The following is a 21,039-nucleotide window of genomic DNA, read 5'->3' as shown; positions in this document are numbered from 1 at the left end:
GAGCGTCTCGCGGCAAGGCCCCTGGAGGGGCGGATGGCTGTTGGCGCGCTCCTACCCCCGGCCTGCGGGCGCCTCATCCTAAATGGTTCCTAAACGCCGAACGCCGTTCCTAAAACAACGCTATCGAGCTAGCTTCCCGGCCAGGGGAACCGGTGTGATCGATGCGGAACTGACGGCTCTGTTGCACGAGCCGGTAATGATGGTGTTCGCGGCCAGAAGCGCCGCTGGCCTGCCGGCCCTGGGGCGGGCGCTGGGCGCGCGCCCGGCCGCCGACGGCGAGACCTTGGACATCTTCACCCCCGCCGCCCAATGGGGCGAGGCGCTCGGCGGCCTGGCGCCGGGCGCGCCGCTGGCCTTCACCTTCGTCCAGCCCGACACCTACCGAACGTTCCAGCTGAAGGGCGAGTTGATCTCCATCGCGCCGGCTGACGCTCGCGACATCGCCGCCGTCGACCGCTACGTGGCGCAGGTCTCGCAGTCGCTGACAGCGCTGGGCGTTCAACCCCAGCAGATGGCCCACTGGCTCGGGGGCCGCGACCTCATGACCCTGCGCCTCGCGCCGACCATGGCCTTCCGCCAGACCCCCGGCCCGCACGCGGGCGAGCGCCTGCCGGACCGCGGCGCATGAAGACGCCCCTGGCCAGCATCCGCGACTGTTTCGAGGGGGTGATCCCGTCGATCATCGCCACCCTCGACGCCGACGGCCTGCCGAATGTCTCCTACCTGTCCCAGGTCTATCTGGTGGACGACGAGCACGTGGCGCTGTCGAACCAGTTCTTTTCCAAGACCGCCGCCAATGTCGCAGCGACCGGCCGGGCGCACGTGCTGCTGGTCAGCGGGCGGACGGGCGAGCAGTTCGCGCTCGATGTCGAGCATCGGGCCTCGCTGACCGAGGGCGCGGTGTTCGCCAAGATGTCCGCGCAGTTGACCGCCATCAGCTCGCAGCACGGCGTCGGCGAGGCGATGGTGCTGCGCAGCGCCGAGCTCTACCGGGTCAATGAGTGCCGGGCGATCCCCGGCCCGCCGCCGGCCGACATGCCTGCGCCGCCCGTGCAGGACCGGCTGGCCCTGGCCGCCAAGGTCGCCGCGGCGATCGCCGCGCAGTCGGACGCCGAGTTGATGATCGACGCGGCGATCCACGGGCTGGAAAGCGCCTTCGGATTCGCCAACGCCATGCTGCTGATGCTCGACGACGACGGCGGCCGGCTGACCACCCTGGCCAGCTGCGGCTACGCCCACCGCGGCGCCGGGTCCGAGGTGTTGCTGGGCGACGGCGCCATCGGCATCGCCGCAGCCAGCGGCCAGGCGGTCCGGCTGAGCGACATGAGCCGCGGCAGGCGCATGGCCGCGGCGGTCCGGGCGACCTCGACGCTCGACGCCGAGCGCCTGATCGCCCTGCCCGGCCTGGACGAACCGCAGAGCCAGCTGGCCGCGCCGATGGTCAGCCGCGGCAAGGTCCAGGGGGTGCTGTTCGTCGAGTCGTCCGAGCGCTTCTGGTTCGGGCCGGAGGACGAGGAGGCGCTGGTCCTGATCGGCGGCCAGCTGGCGGCCAGCCTGCGCCTGGCCGAACTCGAGGCCCGCGACGCCGAGACCGCGGCGGCGAGGAGCGAGCCGGCCCGCGCCGGGGGCGACATCCGGGTGAAGTACTTCGCCCATGACGACAGCCTGTTCCTCGACGACGCCTACCTGATCAAGGGTGTGCCCGGGCGGCTGCTGTTCCACTTCCTGACCGTGTTCGCACAGACCGGTCGGCGCGACTTCACCAACCGCGAGATCCGGCTGGAGCCGGCGCTGAAACTGCCCGGCCTGAAGGACAATCTGGAGACCCGGCTGATCCTGCTGCGGCGCCGCCTGGAGGAAAAGAACGCGCCGATCCGCCTGGCCCGCCCGGCCCGCGGTCAGATCCGTCTGGAGATCAACGGCGCGCCGCGGCTAGAAGTCGTCGCGAGCTAGGGGCCCCCGCGCCAAACGCCGCGGGCGATGACCCCGAGCTGGCTGGTGATCAGGTGCTCGCGCTCGGCCCACGGGAAACCCGGCTTGGCGATCAGCAGCGAGACCAACCCATGCATCGCCGACCAGGCGCACTGGGTCAGGGTCTCGATGTCGAGGTCGATGGTCAGTCCGCGGCCCTGCAGTTTGGCTAGTTCGCCGCGCAGCACGCCGTAGGTCTCCTGCACCGCCGGCAAGGCGGCCATGTCCTTCGGCTCGTGCCGCAGTTTGCGCACGTGCTGGCCCTCGGACATGAAGGCGATGCGGTACATGTCCGGGTTCTCGAGCCCGAAGTCGACATAGATGCGCAGCATGCGAACGACGCCGTCGAGGTCGACGATCGGGCCGCGGTCGCCGGCCAGCTTCCTGGCCAGCAGCGCGAAGGCCCGATCCTGCAGCTCGTGGCCGATATCGTCCTTGGTCGGGAAGTAGGCGTAGAGGGTCGGCTGCGAGATACCCACCGCCTGGGCGATCTGGCGCGTCGAAACCGCGTAGATCCCGAATTCAGTGAACAGGCTGAGCGCCGCGGCGAGGATTTCCTCGCGGCGTTCGGCCCCCTGGCCCTTCGCCTTGCGGGGCGAACGTGAGCTCGGCGCATTCATTCCTGCATGCCTGTCATAAGCCATCCTCGCTTGACAATCGCACATTATCGATCACTGATCACCTATCATTGATTGATAATTGGAGACACCGGTGCGTATCAGGCGTTTTGTGAGACCACGCCTCGTGCGCGCCGGAGTGGCGGCGGCCGCCAGCCTGGCCGCCGCCACCGCCTGTTCGAAGGCCCCGAAGACCGCCGAGGCCCCGCCGCCCGCGGCGGTGGAGGCGGTGGCCGTGCGCAGCCCCTCGGACGGCGCGATCCTGACCACCACCGGCCCGCTGGAGCGGCGGCGCGAAATGACCCTGTCGTTCCGGATCGGCGGGGTGATCACCGCCCTGAACGTCGACGACGGCGACGTTGTGCGGGCCGGCCAGGTGCTGGCCAGCCTCGATCCGGCCGGGGTGGCCGCCGCCCAGACCCAGGCCGACGTCGAGGTCGAACGCGCCCGCCGCGACTTGGCCCGCGACCAGGCGCTGTTCGACAAGGGCTTCATCTCGGTTCAGCGGTTGGACGACCGCAAGAGCGCCCTGCGCGCGGCCCAGGCCCGCGCCGGATCGGCCGCCTTCGACCGGCGATGGGCCCAGCTGGTCTCGCCGGCCGGCGGCGTGGTCCTGCAGCGCAGCGCCCAGGCCGGCGAGGTCGTTCAGCCCGGACAGGCGGTGCTGCGCATCGCCGACGAATCCAGTCCGCTCACCCTGCGCGCGCCCCTGGCCGACCGCGACGTGATCCGCGTTCGCGTCGGCCAGAGCGCTAGCGTCCGCATCGACGGCCTCCCCGCCGTCGTGCCCGGTCGTGTCAGCCGGGTGGGTGAGCGGGCCGGGCCCCAGACCGGGGCCGTCGACGTCGAGATCGAGCTGCTCGGCGCCCATCCGCTGCGCTCGGGCCAGATCGCCACCGCCGACATTTCGGTCGGCGCCGCGCCCACCACGCCGATGGCGCGGGTCCCGGCCGAGGCGATCCTGGAGGCCGACGGCCAGAAGGCCTTCGTCTTCATGGTCGACAAGGACATCGCGCGCCGCCGGCCGGTGAGCTTCGGCGGCTTCGACGGCGACGACGCCCTGGTCTCCGGCCTGCCGCCCGGCGCGCGGGTGATCACCGCGGGCGCCGGCTTCATCGCCGACGGCGAGAAGGTCCAGGTGGTCGATCCCAAGCAGCTCAACCTGGCTTCGGCGGGGAAGTGAGCCGATGAGGTTCGACGTCGCCGCCTTCGCCGTCCGCAACTGGCAGTTCACGCTGGTCGCCTTCGCCCTGCTGGCCATGCTGGGCCTGAACGCCCTGATGACCACGCCGCGGTCCGAGGATCCGCACTTTCCGATCCCGGTAGTGATCGTGCGCGCGGTGCTGCCCGGGGCCGAGCCGGCCGAGATGGAGCAGCTGGTCGCCGACCCGATCGAAGACGCCCTCGACGGCCTGGACGACGTCAGCAAGATCTCCTCGACCAGCCTGGACGGCGCGGCCGTGGTCGGCGTCGAGTTCGACTGGAGCGTCAACACCGAGCGCAAGTACGACGAGGTCGTGCGCGAGGTGAACGCCCTGCGCCCCAACCTGCCGGCCGGGCTGGCCCAACTGGAAGTGCGCCGCGCGCGCACCACCGAGGTCGCCATCGTCCAGGTCGCGCTGGTCAGCGACCACCTGCCGATGCGGCGGCTGGAGAAGCTGGCCGACACCCTGCGCGAGCGGCTGGACCGCACCCCCGGCGTACGCGAGGCGCGCTACTGGGGCGCGCCGCCGTCCGAGGTGCGGGTGGCGATCGACATGCCGAAGCTGGCGGCGATGCAGCTGCCGCCGACGGCGGTCGCCGACGCCCTGCGTGCGGCCGGCGCCGAGACCCCGGTCGGGGCCGCCCACGCCGGCGAGCGGCGTTTCAACGTCAAGGCCGGGGGCGCCTTCCGCGACCTGCAGACGGTCGCCGACACGCCGGTCCGGGCGGTGGACGGCCAGGTCGTGCGGGTCCGGGACGTCGCCCAGGTGAGCTGGGCCCAGCAGGAAGCCGACCACCTGACGCGCTTCAACGGCCAACGGGCGGTGTTCGTAACTGTCGCCCAGAAGGACGGAGCCGACGTCGCCAAGGTGACCAAGGGTGTCGAGCAGACCCTGGCCGAGTTCCGCAAGACCCTGCCCGCCGGCGTGAAGCTGGAAGAAGGCTTCGTGCAGGCCAAAAACGTCGAGCATCGGCTCTCACGGCTGTTCCGCGATTTCGGCCTGGCCCTGGCCCTGGTGATGGTGACGCTGCTGCCGCTGGGCCTGCGGGCCGGCGGGGTGGTGATGCTGTCGATCCCGCTATCGCTGCTGATCGGCCTGTCGGTGCTGCAGGCGCTGGGCTTCACGGTCAACCAGCTGGCCATCGCCGGCTTCGTGCTGTCGCTGGGGCTGCTGGTCGACGACAGCATCGTGGTCACCGAGAACATCGCCCGCCACCTGCGCGAGGGCGAGACCCGGCTGAACGCGGCGATCAACGGCACGCGCCAGATCACCCTGGCGGTGATCGGCTGCACGGCGACGCTGATGTTCGCCTTCCTGCCGCTTCTGGCCCTGCCCGGCGGGTCGGGCGCCTACATCCGCTCGCTGCCGGTGACGGTGCTGGCGACGGTCGGCGCTTCGCTGCTGGTGGCGCTGACCATCATCCCGTTCCTGGCCAGCCGCATGCTGTCGCGCCACGAGGAGCCCGAGGGCAACGCCATCCTGCGGGCGGTGAACGGGGCGATCCACCGCTTCTACACCCCGGTGCTGCACCGCGCCCTGGCCCGCCCGTGGGTGGCCGTGGCGATCATCGGCGCGATCTGCGCCACCACCGTGCCGCTGCTGGGCGCCATCGGCTCCAGCCTGTTCCCGCCTGCCGAAACCCCGCAGTTCCTGGTCAGGGTGGAGACCGCCGACGGCTCGTCGATGGCCAAGACCGACGAGGCGCTGCGCCACGTCGAAGCGCGACTGAAGGCGACGCCGCAGGTGGTCTGGACCGCCGCCAACCTCGGCCGCGGCAACCCGCAGATCTTCTACAACCAGCAGCAACGCCAGACCCAGGCCAGCTACGGCGAGGTGTTCGCCAGCCTGAAGGCCTGGGAGCCCGGCAAGAGCGAGCAGGTGCTCGACGCCCTGCGCGCCGACTTCGCCCGCTATCCGGGCGCGCGGATCAGCATCGTCACCTTCGAAAACGGCCCGCCGATCGAGGCGCCGCTCGCCATCCGCATCACCGGCGAGAACCTCGAGGTATTGAAGGCCCTGGCCGCGCGCGCCGAGCAGATCGTGAAGGCGACGCCCGGAACCCGCGACGTCGAGAACCCGCTGCGGCTCGACCGCACCGACATCGACCTCGGCCTCGACGAAGCCAAGGCCGCGGCGCTCGGCATGCCGGCCGGCGCGGCGCGGCGCACGGCCCGGCTGGCGCTGTCGGGCGAGGAGACCGCCCGCTACCGCGATCCGGACGGCGACGACTATCCGATCCGCGTGCGGCTGCCGATGGGCGAGCGCAACGAGCTGTCGGCCCTGTCGCAGATCCACGTGCCGACCGCCGCGGGCCAGTCGGCGCCGCTGGCGGCGGTGGCCCAGCCCGCCTTCCGCTCCAGCCCGGCGCTGATCACCCGCTATGACCGCGAGCGCACGGTGACCGTGACCTCGCAGGTCCGCACGGGGGCCCTGACCTCGAAGGTGACTGCCGACGTCCAGGCGCGGCTGGCCAAGGAGCTGCCGATGCCGGCCGGCTACAGCTTGTCGCTCGGCGGCCAGGCCGAGGCCCAGTCCGAAAGCTTCGCAGGCCTGGGCGCGGCGATCCTGGTGGCGGTGTTCGGGATCCTGGCGATCCTGGTGCTCGAGTTCGGCAAGTTCCGCACGGCGCTGGTGGTGGCGGGGGTCATTCCGCTCGGCCTGTTCGGCGCGGTGGCGGCGCTGTGGCTGACCGGCAACTCGCTGTCCTTCACGGCCACCATCGGACTGATCGCGCTGATCGGGATCGAGATCAAGAACTCGATCCTGCTGGTCGACTTCACCGAGCAGCTGCGCAAGGGCGGGATGGGGCTGCGCGAGGCGATCGAGAAGGCCGGCGAGGTCCGCTTCCTGCCGGTGCTGTTGACCTCGGTGACGGCGATCGGCGGCCTGCTGCCGCTGGCGCTCGAGGGATCGGGACTCTATTCGCCGCTGGCCATCGCCATCATCGGCGGACTGATCACCTCGACCTTCCTCAGCCGGGTGGCCACGCCGGTGACCTACCTGCTGCTCTCGCGCAGCGACGAGAAGGCCGGCGAACTGCCGCGCGAGGTCGAAGCGCAGGCGGCCTGAGACCGCGCATGACGGATGACAAGGCCGCCGGTTCCGGCCAGTCTCGCGCCATGACCCTCGCGCCCCTGCCCGCCCAGCCCGCCGACGTTCCCTGGCCGACGGAGGCCTGGCCCGAAGGCGCCTTGCCCGCCAACCTGCAGCGCGAGCGGTTCGACGCCCTGCTGGCGCAGGCGTTCGAGGGCGACGGCGTCGGGGCGACCCACGCCCTGGCCATCGTCCAGGGCGGCCGGCTGATCTTCGAGCGCTACGGCGAGGGCTTCGGGCCGGACGCGACCTATCCGTCCTGGTCGAAGGCCAAGAGCATCACCCAGGCCCTGGTCGGCATGCTGGTGTTGGACGGCAAGCTGGACATCCACGCCCGGGCTGGAGTCCCCGAATGGCAGGGCGAGGATCCGCGCGCAGCCATCACGCTGGACCAGCTGCTGCGCATGTCGAGCGGCCTGAAGTTCGTCGAGGACTACGTGCCCGGACACGTCTCGGACGTGATCGAGATGCTGTTCCAGTCGGGCAAGGAGGATGTCGCCCACTACGCGGCCAGCCAGCCGCTGGAGCACGCGCCTGACAGCTTCTGGTCCTATGCCAGCGGGACCAGCAACATCGTCGCGCGGATCGCGGGCCAGGCAGCCGGCGGCGACCTGAAGCCCTATATGTGGGCGCGGCTGTTCGGGCCGCTGGGCATGACCAGCCCGATCCCGAAGTTCGACAAGGCCGGCACCTTCATCGGCTCGTCCTACTGCTACGCCAGCGCCCGCGACTTCGCCCGCTTCGGCCTGCTCTATCTGCGCGGCGGGATGTGGGATGGCGAACGCCTGCTGCCCGAGGGCTGGGTCGACTACGCCCGTACCCCGACCTTCCAGCAGGAAGGGGTGACCGAGGGCCGCTATGGCGCCCACTGGTGGCTGGACATCGCCGGCCCCGGCTCGTTCTCGGCCAACGGCTATGACGGCCAGTACACGGTGCTGGTCCCCGATCTCGACCTGATCCTGGTGCGGCACGGGGCGACGCCGCTGGACAAGAAGGACGCGCTGAAGGCGTGGGTCGGGCAGGCGGTGGACTGCTTCCGGTGATCTGGCTGCTGCCGGCTCTGGCGGCGGCGAAGGGCGGGTTGAGCTTCTGGCTGGCCCGCAAGCAGTTCAACGACGACGCGGTGCCGATCGCCCGCGACCTGTTCCCGGCCGGCGCGCCCCGGCGCGTGATGGCGATCTGGGCCCACCCCGACGACGAGATCACCAGCGCCGGCGCCTTGGCCGCCATGGCGCAGGCCGGCGCGGAGCTGACCCTGGTCTACCTGACCGCCGGCGAGGCGGCCAAGGACACCGGCCATACCCGCGAGGCGCTGGCCCGGGTGCGGCGGGCCGAGGCGCAGGCGGCCGGCGAGCATCTGGGCGCGGCGCATGTCGAGGTGCTGGATTTCCCGGACGGCGGCCTGGCCGCCAGCGACCATGTCGCCGCCCGCGCCGCCATCGCCGGGCTGATCGCGCGGTTCGAGCCGAGCGTGGTCGTCGCCTTCGACGAGAAGGTCGGGTTCTACGGCCACCCCGACCATGTCCAGGCCGGGCGCTGGGTGCGCGAGGTGGTCGAGGCCGGCGCCCCGTCCGTGCGCCAGCTCTACCAGGCGACCCTGCCGCAGCCGATGATCGCCCTGGCGCTGAAGCTGGTGAGCGCGTTCCGCGACAACTACCCGGCGGCGCGCGAGGACGGACTGCCGGTCCCGACCGTTGCGGTCAACATCGTCGCCCAGTCGAAGCGCAAGCGGCTGCTGCTGGACGTCCACGCCTCGCAGGCCAAGGTGATCGCCGACGTCCAGCCCTATGCCGACCGTGCGCCGCACTGGCTGTACTATCGGCTGTTCGACCGCGAGTACTTCGCGCTGGCGGTGGACCGGTAGGGCTTTCAATTCCTCCCCTCCTGGGGGAGGTGGATCGATGCTTAGCATCGAGACGGAGGGGGCCTGCTCGCAAGTCAAAGTCCCCCTCAGTCGGCCATTCGGCCCACAGCTCCCCGATAGGGGGAGCAACTAGACGGTGTCCCCGTCGCCCTTCAGCACGATGTCCTTGTATTTGAGCGCGGCGGCCGCCGGCATGGCCGACCAGCCTTGCAGCAGCGAGCCGCGGCCCCAGGGCGGGGCGAAGTACTCGACCGCTCCCATCCAGCCCTGGTCCAGGCAACTCTCCCACCAGCGCAGCATCGGATAGCGCCAGCCCGGCAGGCCGCGGCGCAGGCGCTCCTCGGCGTAGAGGCCCGACAGCCAGGGCCAATCCGAGCCGTTGTGATAGCGGTAGGCGAAGGCCGACTTCGAGCGGGTGTCGGCCTTGTGCCGGTACGGCGGGAAGCAGCACATCACGCCCCAGTCGCCGTAGGGCTGCACGTCGTTGTGGCGGCTCTCGAGCTTGGCGCGCACCGCCTCCAGCACCTGCAGGGCCCGGTCCGGCGGGACCGCGTCGTGGCGCAGCAGGGTCAGGCTGTCGAGCGTGAGGTGATGCTCCAGGGTCGGCTCGACGTCCTCCAGGCCGGGCGGGGCGTGATAGTCGGCGTACCAGCCGGCGGGGCCCCACAGCGCCGCGTCGACGGCCTGGCGGGTCTGTTCGGCCAGCCCGCGCGCCTGACCTGATAGCTGCGGATCGATCCGGTGGCCCAGCCGCGCGATCACGTCCAGCGTCCCGACCCAGAGGCCGAGGTCATAGGCGACGAAGCCGCCCCGATAGACGTTGTCGGCCCAGTCGCGGTCGTGCCGCGGCTTCACCGGCAGCCCCTGTTCGGAGAAGCCGCGATAGCGCTCGAAGATCGCCTTGATCAGCGGCCAGTGGCGCTCGGCCGGCTCGTCGTCGCCGGTGCTTCGCTCGTAGTCGCCGATCGCCAGCACGAAGAACAGCGGCGAGTCGAAGTGGTCGCTCCACCAGTCGTTCGAGCGGGTGTGGATCCAGTCGAGCCCGAACACCGTGGTGCGCAGCTCCTCCCAGGCCTTGGCCTGTTCCGGCCCCGAGACGATGACGCCGCTGGGCGCCTCGCCGTCCGGCTGCACGCCGGAGGCCAGCATCTCGATCTCCTCGTGGACCATGGCCGGCGCTGCTTCCAGCAGCAGCTGCAGCGTCCAGTAGCCGTCGCGGTAATACGTGCGGGCCGGGGCGGAATAGTGCAGGCCGGCGGCCAGACCGTCGAAGCGGCCGCGCTCGTCGCGGCGCACGCTGGAGAGCGCCGCATGAGTCCCCTGCATCACCATGCTGCGCAGCATCGGGTCTGCCTCTGGCAATCGGTCGCAGTGGGCGGCGTAGGCGCGGGCCTCGGCCAGGATGGTGTCGACCGAGAAGTGCAGCGCGCGCTCGGCCTCGGCGATGTCAGTCCCCGCGGCGATCACCAGGTCCGCGCCGCGCTGTTCGATCAGCACGTTGGCCCAGGGCAGGTCGACGCGGCGGCGGGTCTTCTCGCGGCGCACTCCGGCCTTCGGATGGTGGATGCGGTCCCAGGAGGCGCAGCGCCGCGCCGGGGTGAAGCCGCGATAGGCGACGCCGCAGATCACCATCACCGGCGCTTCCTGAGCCACGAAGATCCCGCCGCCCGGCGCGGTCAGCAGGTTGGGTCCATGGACATAGGGGCCGGCGAGCGGCGTGAAGCGGATGCGGCCGAGATCCCCCTCGCCCCACAGCGCCAGGTCGCCGAACCCCGCCGCCGACAGCTCGCCCTGCAGGCGCGGGGCCATGACCGGCAGCAGGACCGGCGTCGTGCTCTCGACCAGGCCGTCGGCGCGTGGGGTGAGGACGGGCATGGGCATGAACGGCTCCCGCGGTTGGCCGTGGTGTAGGCCGATAGAAGGAACGCGGAAGGGCGAGCTTGGGTTGGCGCGATCAATTGCTCCTCCGCTGGGGGAGCTGTCAGCCGAAGGCTGGCTGAGGGGGATTGCTGAGTCAGCAGGCCCCCTCCGTCTTACTCCGCCTACCCCCGGACCGCAGTGATCAGGCGCTTGAGGTCGGCGCCAGAGAAGATCTCGATCCAATAGCCGTCGGGGTCCTTGATGAAGGCGATGCCCTTCATGGCGCCGTCGTTCGGGCGCTTGACGAACTCGGCGCCGAGCTCCTCGAAGCGGGCGCAGGCGGCGTCGACGTCGGGCGCCGAGATGCCGATATGGCCGAAGCCGCGCGGCTCGCTGTTGCCGTTGTGATAGGCGAAGTCGGCGTCGTCCTCGGTGCCCCAGTTGTGGGTGAACTCCAGCAGCGCCGGCTGTTCGAACACCCACTTCACGCGCTCCGCCGGGTCGCTGGGGATCTCGCCGCCCGGATAGCCCATGAAGTAGAGCGAGAACTTGCCGGCCTCGAAGTCGTAGCGGTCCAGCAGGGTCATGCCGAGGACATCGCGGTAGAACGGCACGGTCTTGGCCGGGTCCTTGATCCGCAGCATGGTCTGGTTCAGCACGAAGCCGTCGGTGGCGCTCATCGTCAGGTGTCCTTCATGCCGTGAGCCCGGGCCGCCGCGGCCAGCTCCTCGCGCATGACGCTCCTTAGCCGCTGCGGGGCGATGATTTCCACCTTGTCGCCCCAGGTGAACAGGTGCCAGGCCAACTCGCGCATGCCGCCGGCCGTGAAGCGCACGATCACCGAGCCGCCGTCCTGGGGCTCGATCGACTGGGTCGGGTGAAAGCGCCAGCCCATCGCCTCGTCGGCGCCGTGCGGCAGGATGCGCAGCACCACCTCCTCGACCTCGTCCTGATAGATGCCGAAGCTGCGGTTCATGAACGCCTGCAGCGAGAACCCTTCCGGCCGCGCGCCGACGGTCTCGGAGACCGAGATGTCGCGGATGCGGTCCAGCCGCCAGGTGCGCGGTTCGGGGGAATCGCCCTCGCCGCCGACCAGGTAGTTGGAGCGGCCGAACAGCAGGCCGAAGGGCGTGATCTCGCGCACCCGGCCCGGCGAGGAACCGCCCTCGTAGCGCAGCCGCAGACGGCGCAGCGACTTGATCGCCTCGCGCACCGCGCCCAACACCTCCTCGTCCTCGAACGGGCGCGGGCCGGCGTGGACGGCCATGGTCTCGGCCTCCAGCAGCGCCTCCAGGTCGGGGGCCAGCTTGCGCCGGGCGCCGGCGCGGATCGCCGACAGCACCTTCTGTTCCAGCGACAGCAGCGCGCCGGCGCGGGCCTTGGCGCCGGCGGCCTTGAACTGCTCGGCCGCGGCGCGCAGGGCGGCGAATTCGTCTGCGGTCGGGGCCTGGAAGATGCCGTCCAGACCGGAGGGAATGCGGAACCGGCGGGTGGGCGGGTCCTCGACCTCCTCCATCTGCGGGAAGGCCTCGCGGACCGCGTCGCGCATGCGCTCGGCGGTGCGGCGGCCGACGCCGAGGCGCTCGGCCATCTCGTCGAGGGTCAGCCCCTCAGCGGACGAGGCCAGCATCCGGGCCAGATCCAGCAGGCGCGCGGCCTTCTCGTGACGCATGAGAACTTTTCCGGAACAACGATACGTCCGATTCTGACGCATCGGCACTTTAACAAGAACCTGCCGAGAGGAAAGGACCTTCCGATGCCCGCCGCCGCCCGAGTGACCCCGTTCCGCCGTTCCTACGCCGACCCGCTGTTCCTGTTCGAGGCCCGTCGCCCCCTGGTCCCGGCCAGCGCGGAGATGATCGACCAGGTGATCACCCACGCCGACGTGGCGGTGCGCCAGTCGGGCGGACGCCTGAAGCTGCGCATCACGGCCGGGATGATCGAGCAGCTGCAGTTCGAGGGCAAGCTGGGCGAAGGCGCCCACCGGCTGGCCGACCTGACGGTGATCTGGGACGAGACCGAGGGCCAGGTCCACACCGTCCGCGACGACGCCCGCCTGCGCGACGCCGCCGACCGCTGGGCCGACTGGGACGCGCTGTTCGATGAAGAGAGCTTTCGCCCGGTGAGCGCGGCGGCCTAGCCCCAGCGCCGCCCCATCGTCTTCACGGTCTCCTCGAACTCGGCGACCGTCTCGGCGATGACCTGGGCGACCGGCTTGACCGCGTCGATGCGGCCGGCGACCTGGCCGGTCAGCGGGATCGAGCTTTCGAGGTCGCCGCCGAAGTACATCTCCTTGGCGCGGGCGAACTCGCCCATCACCCCCTCGCCGCCCTCGCGTTCGTAGGTCCCGGTCTTCTCGGTGCGCAGCGCGCGCAGGGCCGGGCCCGGGCCGAAGCGGTTGAGGAAGACGGTGTCGGTCTCCTTGGCGCCGACGATGGCGTCCTTCCAGTTCTGGTGCACGGGGCTCTCGGCGGCCGAGACCATACGGGTGCCCATCTGCACGCCCTCGGCCCCCAGCGCGAAGGCCGCGGCCATCGAGCGGCCGTCGGTGATCCCGCCGGCGGCGATCACCGGCACGCCGACCTTCGAGCAGACCAGCGGCAGCAGCACCATGGTCGAGACGTCGCGCGAGTTCTTGAAGCCGCCGCCCTCGCCGCCCTCGACCACCAGCCCGTCGACCCCCGCCTCGATCGCCTTCAGCGCCGCGCCCAGCGAGGGCACCACGTGAAAGACGGTCAGGCCCGCCTTTTTCAGCGCCGAGCAGTACTTGTTGGGATCGCCGGCCGAGGTCGTGACGAACTTCACGCCCTGGTCGACCACGAACGAGACGATGTCTGGGTCGCGCACGAAGGCCTGGGCGATATTCACCCCGAACGGCTTGTCGGTCAGACCGCGCATCTTGCGGATCTCCTCGCGGACGGCGTCGAGCTCGCCGGACGAGGTCTCGATGATTCCGAGCCCGCCGGCGTTGGAGACCGCCGAGGCCAGCTGGCTGCGGGCGATCCAACCCATCGGCGCCTGGACGATGGGGAACTCGATCCCGAGCATCTCGGTGATGCGGGTCTTGATCACGGCGGCGCCTCCCAAACGCTTGTTTGAACCATTGGGCGGCGCGCGGCCCGCGCCGTCAAGCGTGGGCAGGCGACGAAATCGGCGGGACCGCAAAATCAATATTGCGAGTCATTCTCATGAACAATACGGTCGAGACAGTCCAAGGAGCCCCCCTATGCCTCAGCACGCTCACCGGCCTGACGACCACGCCCGCCTCTGCGACCTGTCCCAGGGCGAGCATATGCTGCTCTGGGCGTTCCGCGCCGCGGCCTTCGGAGCCGGCGACTGCCATCTGGTCCGCCGCCAGTTCGAGGAGAGCTGCGGCTCGCTGGGGCTGGAGGCGCTGACCGCGCTGTCGGTGTTCGTGCGCGAGCTGGGGCTCAACGGGCGGCGCAAGATCACCCTGGCCGCGCCGGGCTCCTATCGCCTGACCCGAGACGAGCAGTCGGTGCTGGCCCTGTTCGCCGCCGCCCAGGCCGAAGATTATGCCCGGCTCGACGCCCACCTGGCCTGGCTGCTGGCCGACGCGCCGCGCGCGCCGTTCCCGGCCGCCGCCTGTCTGGTGGCCCAGGCGCTGTCGATGAGCGGCTACGTGCTGCGGCTGCCGACCATAGAGGCCGCCCGCCCGCCTGAGGCGGCGGATGACGGAACCGACAACGTGCTCGCCTTCCGCCGGCGCGCGTCCTGATGGCGCGCATCGACCACCTGGTCTGGGCCGCGCCGAACCTCGAGCGCGCCATCGACGAGCTGCAGACACGCACGGGCGCCAGGGCTGCGCCGGGCGGCGCGCATCCAGGCGCCGGCGCCCGCAACGCCGTGCTCGGCCTCGGCCCGGGAAGCTATCTGGAGATCCTGTCCCCTGACCCTGCCCAGGCGCCTCAGCCCGGGCCGGCCGCACAGCTGGCGAAGCTGGCGGCCCCGACCTTGCACACCTTCGCCGTCGCCACCGACCGGCTCGACCGCGTGGCGGTGAAGCTGGAGAAGGCCGGCCTGCCGCACGCCGGCATCATTCCGATGTCCCGCCGACTGCCGACCGGACGGCTGGTCCGCTGGCGGCTGCTGATCCCGGCCGGCCACGCCTATGGCCCCCTGGCGCCGTTCTTCATCGACTGGGGCGACAGCCCACATCCGTCGGACGCCGTCGACCAGGGCTGCCGCCTGGCGGGTCTCACCCTGCGCCACCCGGAAGCCTGGAGCCTCGGTCCGCTACTGGAACGGCTGGAGGTCGAGGTGAAGGTCGAGGCCGGCCCGGCCGAGATCAGCGCCGAACTCGACACCCCGCGCGGCAGGGTGCGCCTGTCGTCGCGCGATCACGTTCCCGGCTGACAGACCTTGTCGCGATAGAGCGTCCATTTCTCGCAGATCTTGCCGTCGGGCAGCCGGCACATGTCGTACTGGCCGCCCGCAATCAGAAGGCGACGGACGCACGGCCTGATGTCTTCAAACGCCGCCCCCGCGGTGACAGAACATCGGCATCCGAAATGCACGCCCCGCAGCTCAAAGGAGGGCCAGGTGCAAGTCGATCAATCCAAACTCGAAGCGTTTCAGGGCAAGATGCTCGGCGACATGGGCGCGGCGGTCTCCGCGGCGCTGGTGATCCTCGGCGACCAGCTCGGGCTCTACAAGGCCATGGCCGACGGCGGGCCGACCACCTCGCTCAAGCTCGCCGCGGCGACCGGCACCACCGAGCGCTACGTCCGCGAATGGCTGGCCGCGCAGGCGGCCTCCGGCTACGTCGAGTACGACCCGGTGAAGGCTGAGTTCTCGCTTACCCCCGAGCAGGCGATGGTGTTCGCCGACGAGGGCGGGCCAGCGTTCATGGCCGGCGGGTTCGAGGTGCTGGCGGCGATGTTCCGCGACGAGCCCAAGGTCGCGGCGGTGTTCAAGAGCGGCAAGGGCCTGGGCTGGCACGAGCACGACGTCTGCCTGTTCCGCGGCACCGAGCGGTTCTTCCGGCCCGGCTACAACGCCCACCTGACCACCGAGTGGATCCCGGCGCTCGACGGCATGGAAGGCAAGCTGAAGTCCGGCGCGCGGGTGGCAGACGTCGGCTGCGGGCACGGCGCCTCGACCGTGCTGATGGCCAAGACCTATCCCAACTCGAAGTTCTACGGCTTCGACTATCACGGCCCCTCGATCGAGCGGGCGCGGGAGGCGGCCAAGGAGGCTGGGGTCGAGGACCGGGTGACGTTCGAGGTCGCCAGCGCCAAGGACTTCAATGGCGGCGCCTATGACATGATCGCCATCTTCGACGCCCTGCACGACATGGGCGACCCGGTCGGCGCGGCCAAGCACATCCGCGAGAGCCTGGCCCCGGACGGCAGCTGGCTGCTGGTCGAGCCGTTCGCCAACGACGACCTGGCCGACAACCTCAACCCATTCGGGCGGATCTTCTATTCGGCCTCGACTATGATCTGCACGCCCGCGTCGCTGAGCCAGGAGGTCGGCATGGGCCTGGGCGCCCAGGCTGGTGAGAAGCGGCTGCGACAGGTCGCCGAGGACGCCGGCTTCACCCACTTCAAGCGCGCCACCGAGACGCCGTTCAACCTGGTGTTCGACGTGCGGCCCTAGAAGGGGAAGAACACCGGGATCGCGATCATCGCGGCGATCCAGGTGACGATGTTCAGCGGCACCCCGACGCGGACGAAGTCCATGTAGCTGTAGCCGCCCATCTGGAAGACCAGGACGTTGGTCTGGTAGCCGAACGGCGTGGCGAAGGCGGCGCTGGCGGCCATCATCACGGCCACCAGGAACGGCCGCGGATCGACTCCGAGGTTCTCGGCCAGGGCCACCGCGATCGGCGTCACCAGCACCGCGACCGCGGCGTTGGACAGGAACTCGGTCGCCACCAGGGTGACGCCGTAGAGAATGATCAGCGCCGCCAGCGGCCCGAACGGACCGATGAAGCCGATCAGCAGCTCGCTGCCGGCGGCGGCCAGGCCGGTGACCTCGATGGAGAGGCCGACCACCACCATGCCGGCGATCAGCAGCAGGACGTCGGGCCGCAGGCCGGCATAGGCCTCCTCCGGACTGATCACCCGCAGCAGGATCAGCGACACAGCCCCGGCGAAGGCCGCCGCCGAGATCGGCGCGGCCCCGAAGGCGGCGGCGGCGACCACGGCGACGAACACCGCCAGCGCGGTCAGCGCCTTGCCCAACTGCAGCGGCCGGTCAGCGGCGCTGAACAGCGCCACGTCGCCGAGCACCGCATCGCCCGCCCCGCCCTCGTGGCCCCGCGCCTCGCCCAGCGGGATCGGCGCCGACGTGCTGGGGATCACCGCATCGCCCTTCGGCAACAGGCGCACGCCGAAGACATACAGGTAGAGCGCCCCGGCGCCGGCGACGCAGATGCCAACGGGGGTGATCTCGAACAGGCCGAAGGTCGGCTGACCGGCGTTGCGGGCCATGTCGTTGACCAGGAGGTTGGTCGAGGTGCCGATCAGCGTCAGCAGGCCGCCCATCACCGTCACGTAGCTGAGTGGCATCAGGAAACGCTTGGGCGACAGGCCGATGGACGTCGCGACGTCGCGGATCACCGGCGCGGCCAGCACCACGATCGGGGTGTTGTTGAGGAAGCCGCCGACCGTGCCGCACAGGCCGATGACCAGCCACAGGCCCTTCTCGCCCAGCCGCGCGCACAGCTTGGTCGCCTGACGGATCATCAGCCCCAGCAGGCCCGACAGCTCGATGGCGTAGGCGATCACGAACAGCGAGGCGAGCGCGATGACCGCCGGACTGGCGAAGGCGCCCTGCACCTCCACGGGCCGGATGACGCCGAGCAGCAGCAACGCCGCGGCCGCCGCCAGCGCCGCGACGTCGGACCGGATCCGTCCATGGATCAGGACGCCGACGACGGCGACAAGGACCACGAGCGCGGCGATCTGATCGAAACTCATCTGCGCGGGGAGGCTTTCGTGACGTTCACGCCAAGGTTCTTGGAACGCCGGGGCGGCCACATGCTAGCCTTGCGCCCATGCCTCCCGCAGATGTGAACTCAGCGCGCCGGAGAAGGGCGCGCCTCGGCGCCGTCGTCCTGACGCCTTTCCTGCTGCTGGCCTGCGGCCCTCAGGAGACCGCACCGCCGCCTGCGCCGCCGCCCAAGATCGAGCCGCCGCCGCCCGAGCCGCCGAAGATCATCGCCCCGCCCCCGTCGCTCGGCCGCGCCGACCTGCTGGCCGCAGCAGCGGCGGCCGCCTCGGCCTATGCGGCCGGCGCTGCGGCCGAAGGCGCAGATCCCCTCGCCGGGCGCAGCTTCACCATCCGCACGCCGTTCGGCTGCGCGCCGGATCGCGCCAAACCCTCTCCGGGACTGGCCGGGCGCACGCTGCGCGCCAAGGGCCACGCGGCCGAACTGAGCCTGACACCGGCGGACTGGACCCAATCGCCGCTGGTCGCCGCCGCCGTCGAGGCCAAGGTCTGGGACGCCGTCGAAGGCTACTGGATCGACCGCCCCTGGCTGTCGTCGGAGGCCTGCCCTCCGGGCGCCGCGCCGGCCGGCGACGACGAGGAGATCCCTGCGCCGAGCCCGCAGACCCTCGGCCTGGCCGCCGTGTTCGAGCCCGAGGGTTCGCGCTTCGGCCGTCGCAACGGCCGCGCCTACGCCTTCACGCTTCGCGGCGAGGACAAGACGCCGCCCGAGCCGCCGGCCAAGGGCTACCGACTGGTGCTCGAGGGCCGCTTCACGGCCTTTCCGGACGGACGCAGCATTCGTTGCCGCGCCGAGAGCTCGGACCAACGCCCGCTCTGCGTCGCCGCCGCGCAGCTCGATCGCGTGGCGTTCGAGGACGGCGACACCGGCGCGGTGATCAGCGAGTGGCGCAAGGACTGAGAGCCGCCTAGATTTCGCGCCATCGATCAGAGGCGACGAGGACCGACCATGACCGAAGCGACCGACCTGCCCGAAGTGGTGCGCACCGACAAACGCTTCGAGATCCGCGTCGGAGAGGACGTCGCCTTCGCCGAGTATCGGGTGCGCGGCGACAGCGTGATCTTTCCGCACACCGTGGTCCCGGAGGCCTTCGCCGGCCAGGGCGTCGGCAAGCGCCTAGTCGAGGCCGGGCTGCAGTTCGCCCGCGACGAAAAGCTGTGGGTGCGGCCGCACTGCCCCTTCTTCAACGCCTATATGAAGAAGCGCCCCGAACTGCACGCCATGGTCCACCCGGACGAGCGCCCGGGCATGACCGCGTGAGCGAGGTCGTCCGCACCCCGAGCCGGTTCGAGATCGCCCTGGGCGGCGGCGAGGTCGCCTTCGCCGACTATCGGATCGAGGGCGACAGCATCGTCTTTCCGCACACGGTCACCCCCCGCGCCTTCGAGGGCCAGGGCCTGGCTTCGCAACTGGCGAAGGCCGCCCTCGCCTATGCCCGCGAGCAGGGCCTGAAGGTGCGGCCGCACTGCGCGTTCTTCGCCGCCTACATCAAGAAGCGCCCGGACCTGCACGACCTGGTGCATCCAGACGAGCGGGCGGCGCTCACCTAGCTTCCGGCTTCGGCTGCTGGTCGAGGGCGGCTGACGCGGCGTCGAGCGGACTGGCGGGCTGACCGGAAATCAGACTGCGGGCGATCGCAGCCGCTCCGCCGCCGTGTGGATTGTTCGCAACGATCGACAGCACCGCGATCGCCTCGGCCTCTCGATCACGGCGCAACAGGGCATCGCCCAGCATGATGGCCGCCGCATCGACGGTCGGGGCCAGGGACCTGACGGTGAGCAGGGCGTTCAGGTCGTTGTCGTTCGGATAGGCCGGGTCGACGGTCCGCGAGCGGAGATAGGCGAGAAGGATCCGGTAGTCGTCCTGGTCCTGGCCATAGGCTTTCACGAGATATGGTCGGGCGGCCTTGAACCGCGCCTCATAGTGATCGGGGTCGCGTTCGCCCGCCGTCAGCTGCCCCTGGCCGGCGACGAGCAAGGTCTCGGTGTCCTTCGGATCGGCCTCCAGACGACGTTTGACGATCGCCTCGCCGGCCGCCACGTCGCCGAAAGCGAACTCGGCGCGCGCCAGGGTTAGCTCCGCGAGCCTGTCGCCTGGCCATTGGGGAGCCCGCGTTCTGAGGTCCGCGAGCAACGCCGAGTCGGCTTCGGCGCCCACGCCGCGTTCATTGGAGAGCCGAAGGGAATCCAGAAGGAACGCATCGGCTGAAGGGCCAAGGCGACTGACCTTGATCTCCGGCGCGTTGGGCAGCGGGTCCTTGACCGTGAAAGAGATCAGCCTCCGATAGTTACGCAGTCGCGTGCCAAGCTCGACGATGCTCAGGCCCGTCCCGACCTCCATCGCCTTCACCGGATCCTGACCGTCGGCGATGGCGATGGTGATCTTGGCGAGTTGCGCCGAGCGCTCCGGGTCGCTGCGCATGTAGTGCATCAGCAGCCACGCCTGGGAGTAGTACGCGCTTCGTACGTCTTCAGACAGATCGCCGGGGGCCTGGGACAGGACGACCTCCCACGGCAGCCGCCCGGATTGCGAAACCTCGTAGGCGCGCCCTGGATTTGGCCGCCCCACTTCGGCGGCGCTGGCCGTGACCTTGGTTGTCATGAAGTATTCGGCCCAGCCCTCGATGAACCAGCCCGGATACGCCGCGGGGAAGTTCTCAAGCATGAAGGCGTGAGCGTACTCGTGAAAGAGCACCTCATCTCCGTCGATACCGATGGCTCCGTCATAGGCGACGGCGAAGGTCGCGTTGGCGCCGGCTGAGTAGAAACCGACGGTGTTCGCATCCTTCGACGGCGCCACGCGACGCAAGTCCCGCTGGCTGTCGATCATGTAGACCTCCAGCTTGCGCGGCTGGACCTTGGGCGCCGTGGGATGGGTGAGCCGCAGGACCGCGTCGAAGACGCTCAGGCGCATGGCGAGGTTGCGGACGCGCACGTCCTTGCCTTGCCCATAGACGATGAACCGGTCGGTCTCGGCGCGCAGCCATTCGGCGCTGGCCGCCGCCGGCCAGAACGCGCCGACGGCGGCGGCGACGGCCACGGTCCAGCGCGCGACGTTCCTGTTCCCCATGCTCCCCCCGGGCACTCTGGTTGCAGGAATGCTTGTATCGCGCGCGGGGCGTGTGTCGAGGAGCTAGTAGCGCCACCCCTTGGGATGCGGCGTGGTCATGCCCTCCAGGTCCAGCATCACCTCGTCGACATAGCACCAGCCCCAGCCGTCCGGCGGGTCATAGGTCTCCATGATCGGGTGGCCGGTGGCCTTGAAATGCTTGGTCGCGTGGGTGTTGGGACTGTCGTCGCAGCAGCCGACATGACCGCACTCGCGGCACAGCCGCAGGTGCACCCAGCCTGCGCCGATCTGCAAACACTCTTCGCAGCCGTCGGCGGACGGCGTGACGACTTTCAGGTGCGCGCCGTGCGTACAGGTCATGGGCTCCGCCGCTCCGCAGGT

The 21,039-nt window shown here is 70.5% G+C and carries 21 protein-coding genes; 13 read left to right on the top strand and 8 right to left on the bottom strand.

Annotated elements, in window-relative coordinates:
- Positions 1-154: 154 nt before the first annotated feature.
- Both O4N75_RS04085 and O4N75_RS04080 read left to right on the top strand, forming a co-directional pair.
- The gene (locus tag O4N75_RS04085; protein ID WP_269628092.1) at positions 155-628 is read left to right on the top strand and encodes a hypothetical protein; all 474 of its coding nucleotides are present in this window, start codon (positions 155-157) and stop codon (positions 626-628) included.
- On the top strand, positions 625-1,953 hold the full coding sequence (locus O4N75_RS04080; protein WP_269628091.1) for a GAF domain-containing protein: 1,329 nt from the start codon (positions 625-627) through the stop codon (positions 1,951-1,953). The genes O4N75_RS04085 and O4N75_RS04080 overlap by 4 nt, the downstream gene beginning before the upstream one ends.
- On the opposite strand, the gene O4N75_RS04075 is transcribed toward O4N75_RS04080, so the two are convergent.
- A complete protein-coding gene (locus tag O4N75_RS04075; RefSeq protein ID WP_269628090.1) occupies positions 1,950-2,591 on the bottom strand; it encodes a TetR/AcrR family transcriptional regulator in 642 nt (213 codons plus the stop codon). The genes O4N75_RS04080 and O4N75_RS04075 overlap by 4 nt on opposite strands.
- A 124-nt stretch (positions 2,592-2,715) precedes the next feature.
- On the opposite strand from O4N75_RS04075, the gene O4N75_RS04070 reads away from it, so the two are divergent.
- From O4N75_RS04070 to O4N75_RS04055, 4 genes are read left to right on the top strand one after another with little or no spacing between them, the layout of a single operon-like run.
- Complete coding sequence (locus O4N75_RS04070) at positions 2,716-3,771, top strand: efflux RND transporter periplasmic adaptor subunit (protein ID WP_269628089.1); 1,056 nt, start codon at positions 2,716-2,718, stop codon at positions 3,769-3,771.
- 4 nt (positions 3,772-3,775) lie between these two features.
- A complete protein-coding gene (locus O4N75_RS04065) occupies positions 3,776-6,862 on the top strand; it encodes an efflux RND transporter permease subunit (protein ID WP_269628088.1) in 3,087 nt (1,028 codons plus the stop codon).
- A gap of 8 nt (positions 6,863-6,870) precedes the next feature.
- Entirely contained in the window at positions 6,871-7,929 is a 1,059-nt protein-coding gene (locus tag O4N75_RS04060) for a serine hydrolase (protein WP_269628087.1), read from the top strand.
- Complete coding sequence (locus tag O4N75_RS04055) at positions 7,926-8,750, top strand: PIG-L family deacetylase (protein WP_269628086.1); 825 nt, start codon at positions 7,926-7,928, stop codon at positions 8,748-8,750. The genes O4N75_RS04060 and O4N75_RS04055 overlap by 4 nt, the downstream gene beginning before the upstream one ends.
- 129 nt (positions 8,751-8,879) lie before the next feature.
- On the opposite strand, the gene O4N75_RS04050 is transcribed toward O4N75_RS04055, so the two are convergent.
- From O4N75_RS04050 to O4N75_RS04040, 3 genes are all read right to left on the bottom strand, one after another.
- The gene (locus O4N75_RS04050) at positions 8,880-10,631 is read right to left on the bottom strand and encodes a hypothetical protein (RefSeq protein ID WP_269628085.1); all 1,752 of its coding nucleotides are present in this window, start codon (positions 10,629-10,631) and stop codon (positions 8,880-8,882) included.
- Positions 10,632-10,792: 161 nt separating this feature from the next.
- Positions 10,793-11,290: a lactoylglutathione lyase gene (gloA, locus tag O4N75_RS04045; protein WP_269628084.1), complete on the bottom strand. Its 498-nt coding sequence runs from the start codon at positions 11,288-11,290 to the stop codon at positions 10,793-10,795.
- A gap of 2 nt (positions 11,291-11,292) precedes the next feature.
- Positions 11,293-12,282 (bottom strand): YafY family protein, encoded by a 990-nt coding sequence (locus O4N75_RS04040; protein ID WP_269628083.1) that lies wholly within the window; start codon positions 12,280-12,282, stop codon positions 11,293-11,295.
- 84 nt (positions 12,283-12,366) lie between these two features.
- Between O4N75_RS04040 and O4N75_RS04035 the strand changes: the two genes are divergently transcribed.
- The gene (locus O4N75_RS04035) at positions 12,367-12,750 is read left to right on the top strand and encodes a hypothetical protein (protein ID WP_269628082.1); all 384 of its coding nucleotides are present in this window, start codon (positions 12,367-12,369) and stop codon (positions 12,748-12,750) included.
- Here O4N75_RS04035 and O4N75_RS04030 read toward each other — a convergent pair.
- The gene (locus O4N75_RS04030) at positions 12,747-13,682 is read right to left on the bottom strand and encodes a nitronate monooxygenase (RefSeq protein WP_348649526.1); all 936 of its coding nucleotides are present in this window, start codon (positions 13,680-13,682) and stop codon (positions 12,747-12,749) included. The genes O4N75_RS04035 and O4N75_RS04030 overlap by 4 nt on opposite strands.
- A gap of 154 nt (positions 13,683-13,836) precedes the next feature.
- Between O4N75_RS04030 and O4N75_RS04025 the strand changes: the two genes are divergently transcribed.
- From O4N75_RS04025 to O4N75_RS04015, 3 genes are all read left to right on the top strand, one after another.
- A complete protein-coding gene (locus O4N75_RS04025; protein ID WP_269628081.1) occupies positions 13,837-14,349 on the top strand; it encodes a hypothetical protein in 513 nt (170 codons plus the stop codon).
- Positions 14,349-14,987, top strand: coding sequence for a VOC family protein (locus O4N75_RS04020; RefSeq protein WP_269628080.1), 639 nt, complete (start codon positions 14,349-14,351; stop codon positions 14,985-14,987). The genes O4N75_RS04025 and O4N75_RS04020 overlap by 1 nt, the downstream gene beginning before the upstream one ends.
- 186 nt (positions 14,988-15,173) lie before the next feature.
- On the top strand, positions 15,174-16,232 hold the full coding sequence (locus O4N75_RS04015; RefSeq protein ID WP_269628079.1) for a methyltransferase domain-containing protein: 1,059 nt from the start codon (positions 15,174-15,176) through the stop codon (positions 16,230-16,232).
- Here O4N75_RS04015 and O4N75_RS04010 read toward each other — a convergent pair.
- A complete protein-coding gene (locus O4N75_RS04010) occupies positions 16,229-17,557 on the bottom strand; it encodes an SLC13 family permease (RefSeq protein WP_269628078.1) in 1,329 nt (442 codons plus the stop codon). The two genes, O4N75_RS04015 and O4N75_RS04010, sit on opposite strands and share 4 nt — an antisense overlap.
- A 92-nt stretch (positions 17,558-17,649) precedes the next feature.
- Here O4N75_RS04010 and O4N75_RS04005 point away from each other — a divergent pair, with 92 nt between their 5' ends.
- Genes O4N75_RS04005 through O4N75_RS03995 form a run of 3 tightly spaced genes read left to right on the top strand, consistent with a single transcriptional unit; the run spans position 17,650 to position 19,139 of the window.
- Positions 17,650-18,489, top strand: coding sequence for a hypothetical protein (locus O4N75_RS04005; protein WP_269628076.1), 840 nt, complete (start codon positions 17,650-17,652; stop codon positions 18,487-18,489).
- 48 nt (positions 18,490-18,537) lie between these two features.
- Positions 18,538-18,849 (top strand): GNAT family N-acetyltransferase, encoded by a 312-nt coding sequence (locus O4N75_RS04000; RefSeq protein ID WP_267232018.1) that lies wholly within the window; start codon positions 18,538-18,540, stop codon positions 18,847-18,849.
- Positions 18,846-19,139, top strand: a complete 294-nt coding sequence (locus O4N75_RS03995) for a GNAT family N-acetyltransferase (protein WP_269628075.1) — start codon at positions 18,846-18,848, stop codon at positions 19,137-19,139. The genes O4N75_RS04000 and O4N75_RS03995 overlap by 4 nt, the downstream gene beginning before the upstream one ends.
- Here O4N75_RS03995 and O4N75_RS03990 read toward each other — a convergent pair.
- Both O4N75_RS03990 and O4N75_RS03985 read right to left on the bottom strand, forming a co-directional pair.
- Complete coding sequence (locus tag O4N75_RS03990; RefSeq protein ID WP_269628074.1) at positions 19,132-20,502, bottom strand: hypothetical protein; 1,371 nt, start codon at positions 20,500-20,502, stop codon at positions 19,132-19,134. The two genes, O4N75_RS03995 and O4N75_RS03990, sit on opposite strands and share 8 nt — an antisense overlap.
- 219 nt (positions 20,503-20,721) lie before the next feature.
- Positions 20,722-21,018 (bottom strand): UBP-type zinc finger domain-containing protein, encoded by a 297-nt coding sequence (locus O4N75_RS03985; RefSeq protein ID WP_269628073.1) that lies wholly within the window; start codon positions 21,016-21,018, stop codon positions 20,722-20,724.
- Positions 21,019-21,039 lie beyond the last annotated feature (21 nt).

Origin of the sequence: Phenylobacterium sp. NIBR 498073 (assembly GCF_027286305.1) — a bacterium.
GTDB lineage: Bacteria > Pseudomonadota > Alphaproteobacteria > Caulobacterales > Caulobacteraceae > Phenylobacterium.
The sequence above is the reverse complement of the archived record's forward strand: the minus strand, read 5'-3'. Positions and strand labels throughout refer to the sequence as shown.

Coding starts and splice junctions, on each gene's coding strand:
- O4N75_RS04080 (WP_269628091.1), top strand. CDS start 625: ATGAAGACGCCCCTGGCCAGCATCCGCGACTGTTTCGAGGGGGTGATC.
- O4N75_RS04075 (WP_269628090.1), bottom strand. CDS start 2,591: ATGAATGCGCCGAGCTCACGTTCGCCCCGCAAGGCGAAGGGCCAGGGG.
- O4N75_RS04065 (WP_269628088.1), top strand. CDS start 3,776: ATGAGGTTCGACGTCGCCGCCTTCGCCGTCCGCAACTGGCAGTTCACG.
- O4N75_RS04060 (WP_269628087.1), top strand. CDS start 6,871: ATGACGGATGACAAGGCCGCCGGTTCCGGCCAGTCTCGCGCCATGACC.
- O4N75_RS04050 (WP_269628085.1), bottom strand. CDS start 10,631: ATGCCCATGCCCGTCCTCACCCCACGCGCCGACGGCCTGGTCGAGAGC.
- gloA (WP_269628084.1), bottom strand. CDS start 11,290: ATGAGCGCCACCGACGGCTTCGTGCTGAACCAGACCATGCTGCGGATC.
- O4N75_RS04040 (WP_269628083.1), bottom strand. CDS start 12,282: ATGCGTCACGAGAAGGCCGCGCGCCTGCTGGATCTGGCCCGGATGCTG.
- O4N75_RS04035 (WP_269628082.1), top strand. CDS start 12,367: ATGCCCGCCGCCGCCCGAGTGACCCCGTTCCGCCGTTCCTACGCCGAC.
- O4N75_RS04025 (WP_269628081.1), top strand. CDS start 13,837: ATGCCTCAGCACGCTCACCGGCCTGACGACCACGCCCGCCTCTGCGAC.
- O4N75_RS04020 (WP_269628080.1), top strand. CDS start 14,349: ATGGCGCGCATCGACCACCTGGTCTGGGCCGCGCCGAACCTCGAGCGC.
- O4N75_RS04010 (WP_269628078.1), bottom strand. CDS start 17,557: ATGAGTTTCGATCAGATCGCCGCGCTCGTGGTCCTTGTCGCCGTCGTC.
- O4N75_RS04000 (WP_267232018.1), top strand. CDS start 18,538: ATGACCGAAGCGACCGACCTGCCCGAAGTGGTGCGCACCGACAAACGC.
- O4N75_RS03990 (WP_269628074.1), bottom strand. CDS start 20,502: ATGCGCCTGAGCGTCTTCGACGCGGTCCTGCGGCTCACCCATCCCACG.
- O4N75_RS03985 (WP_269628073.1), bottom strand. CDS start 21,018: ATGACCTGTACGCACGGCGCGCACCTGAAAGTCGTCACGCCGTCCGCC.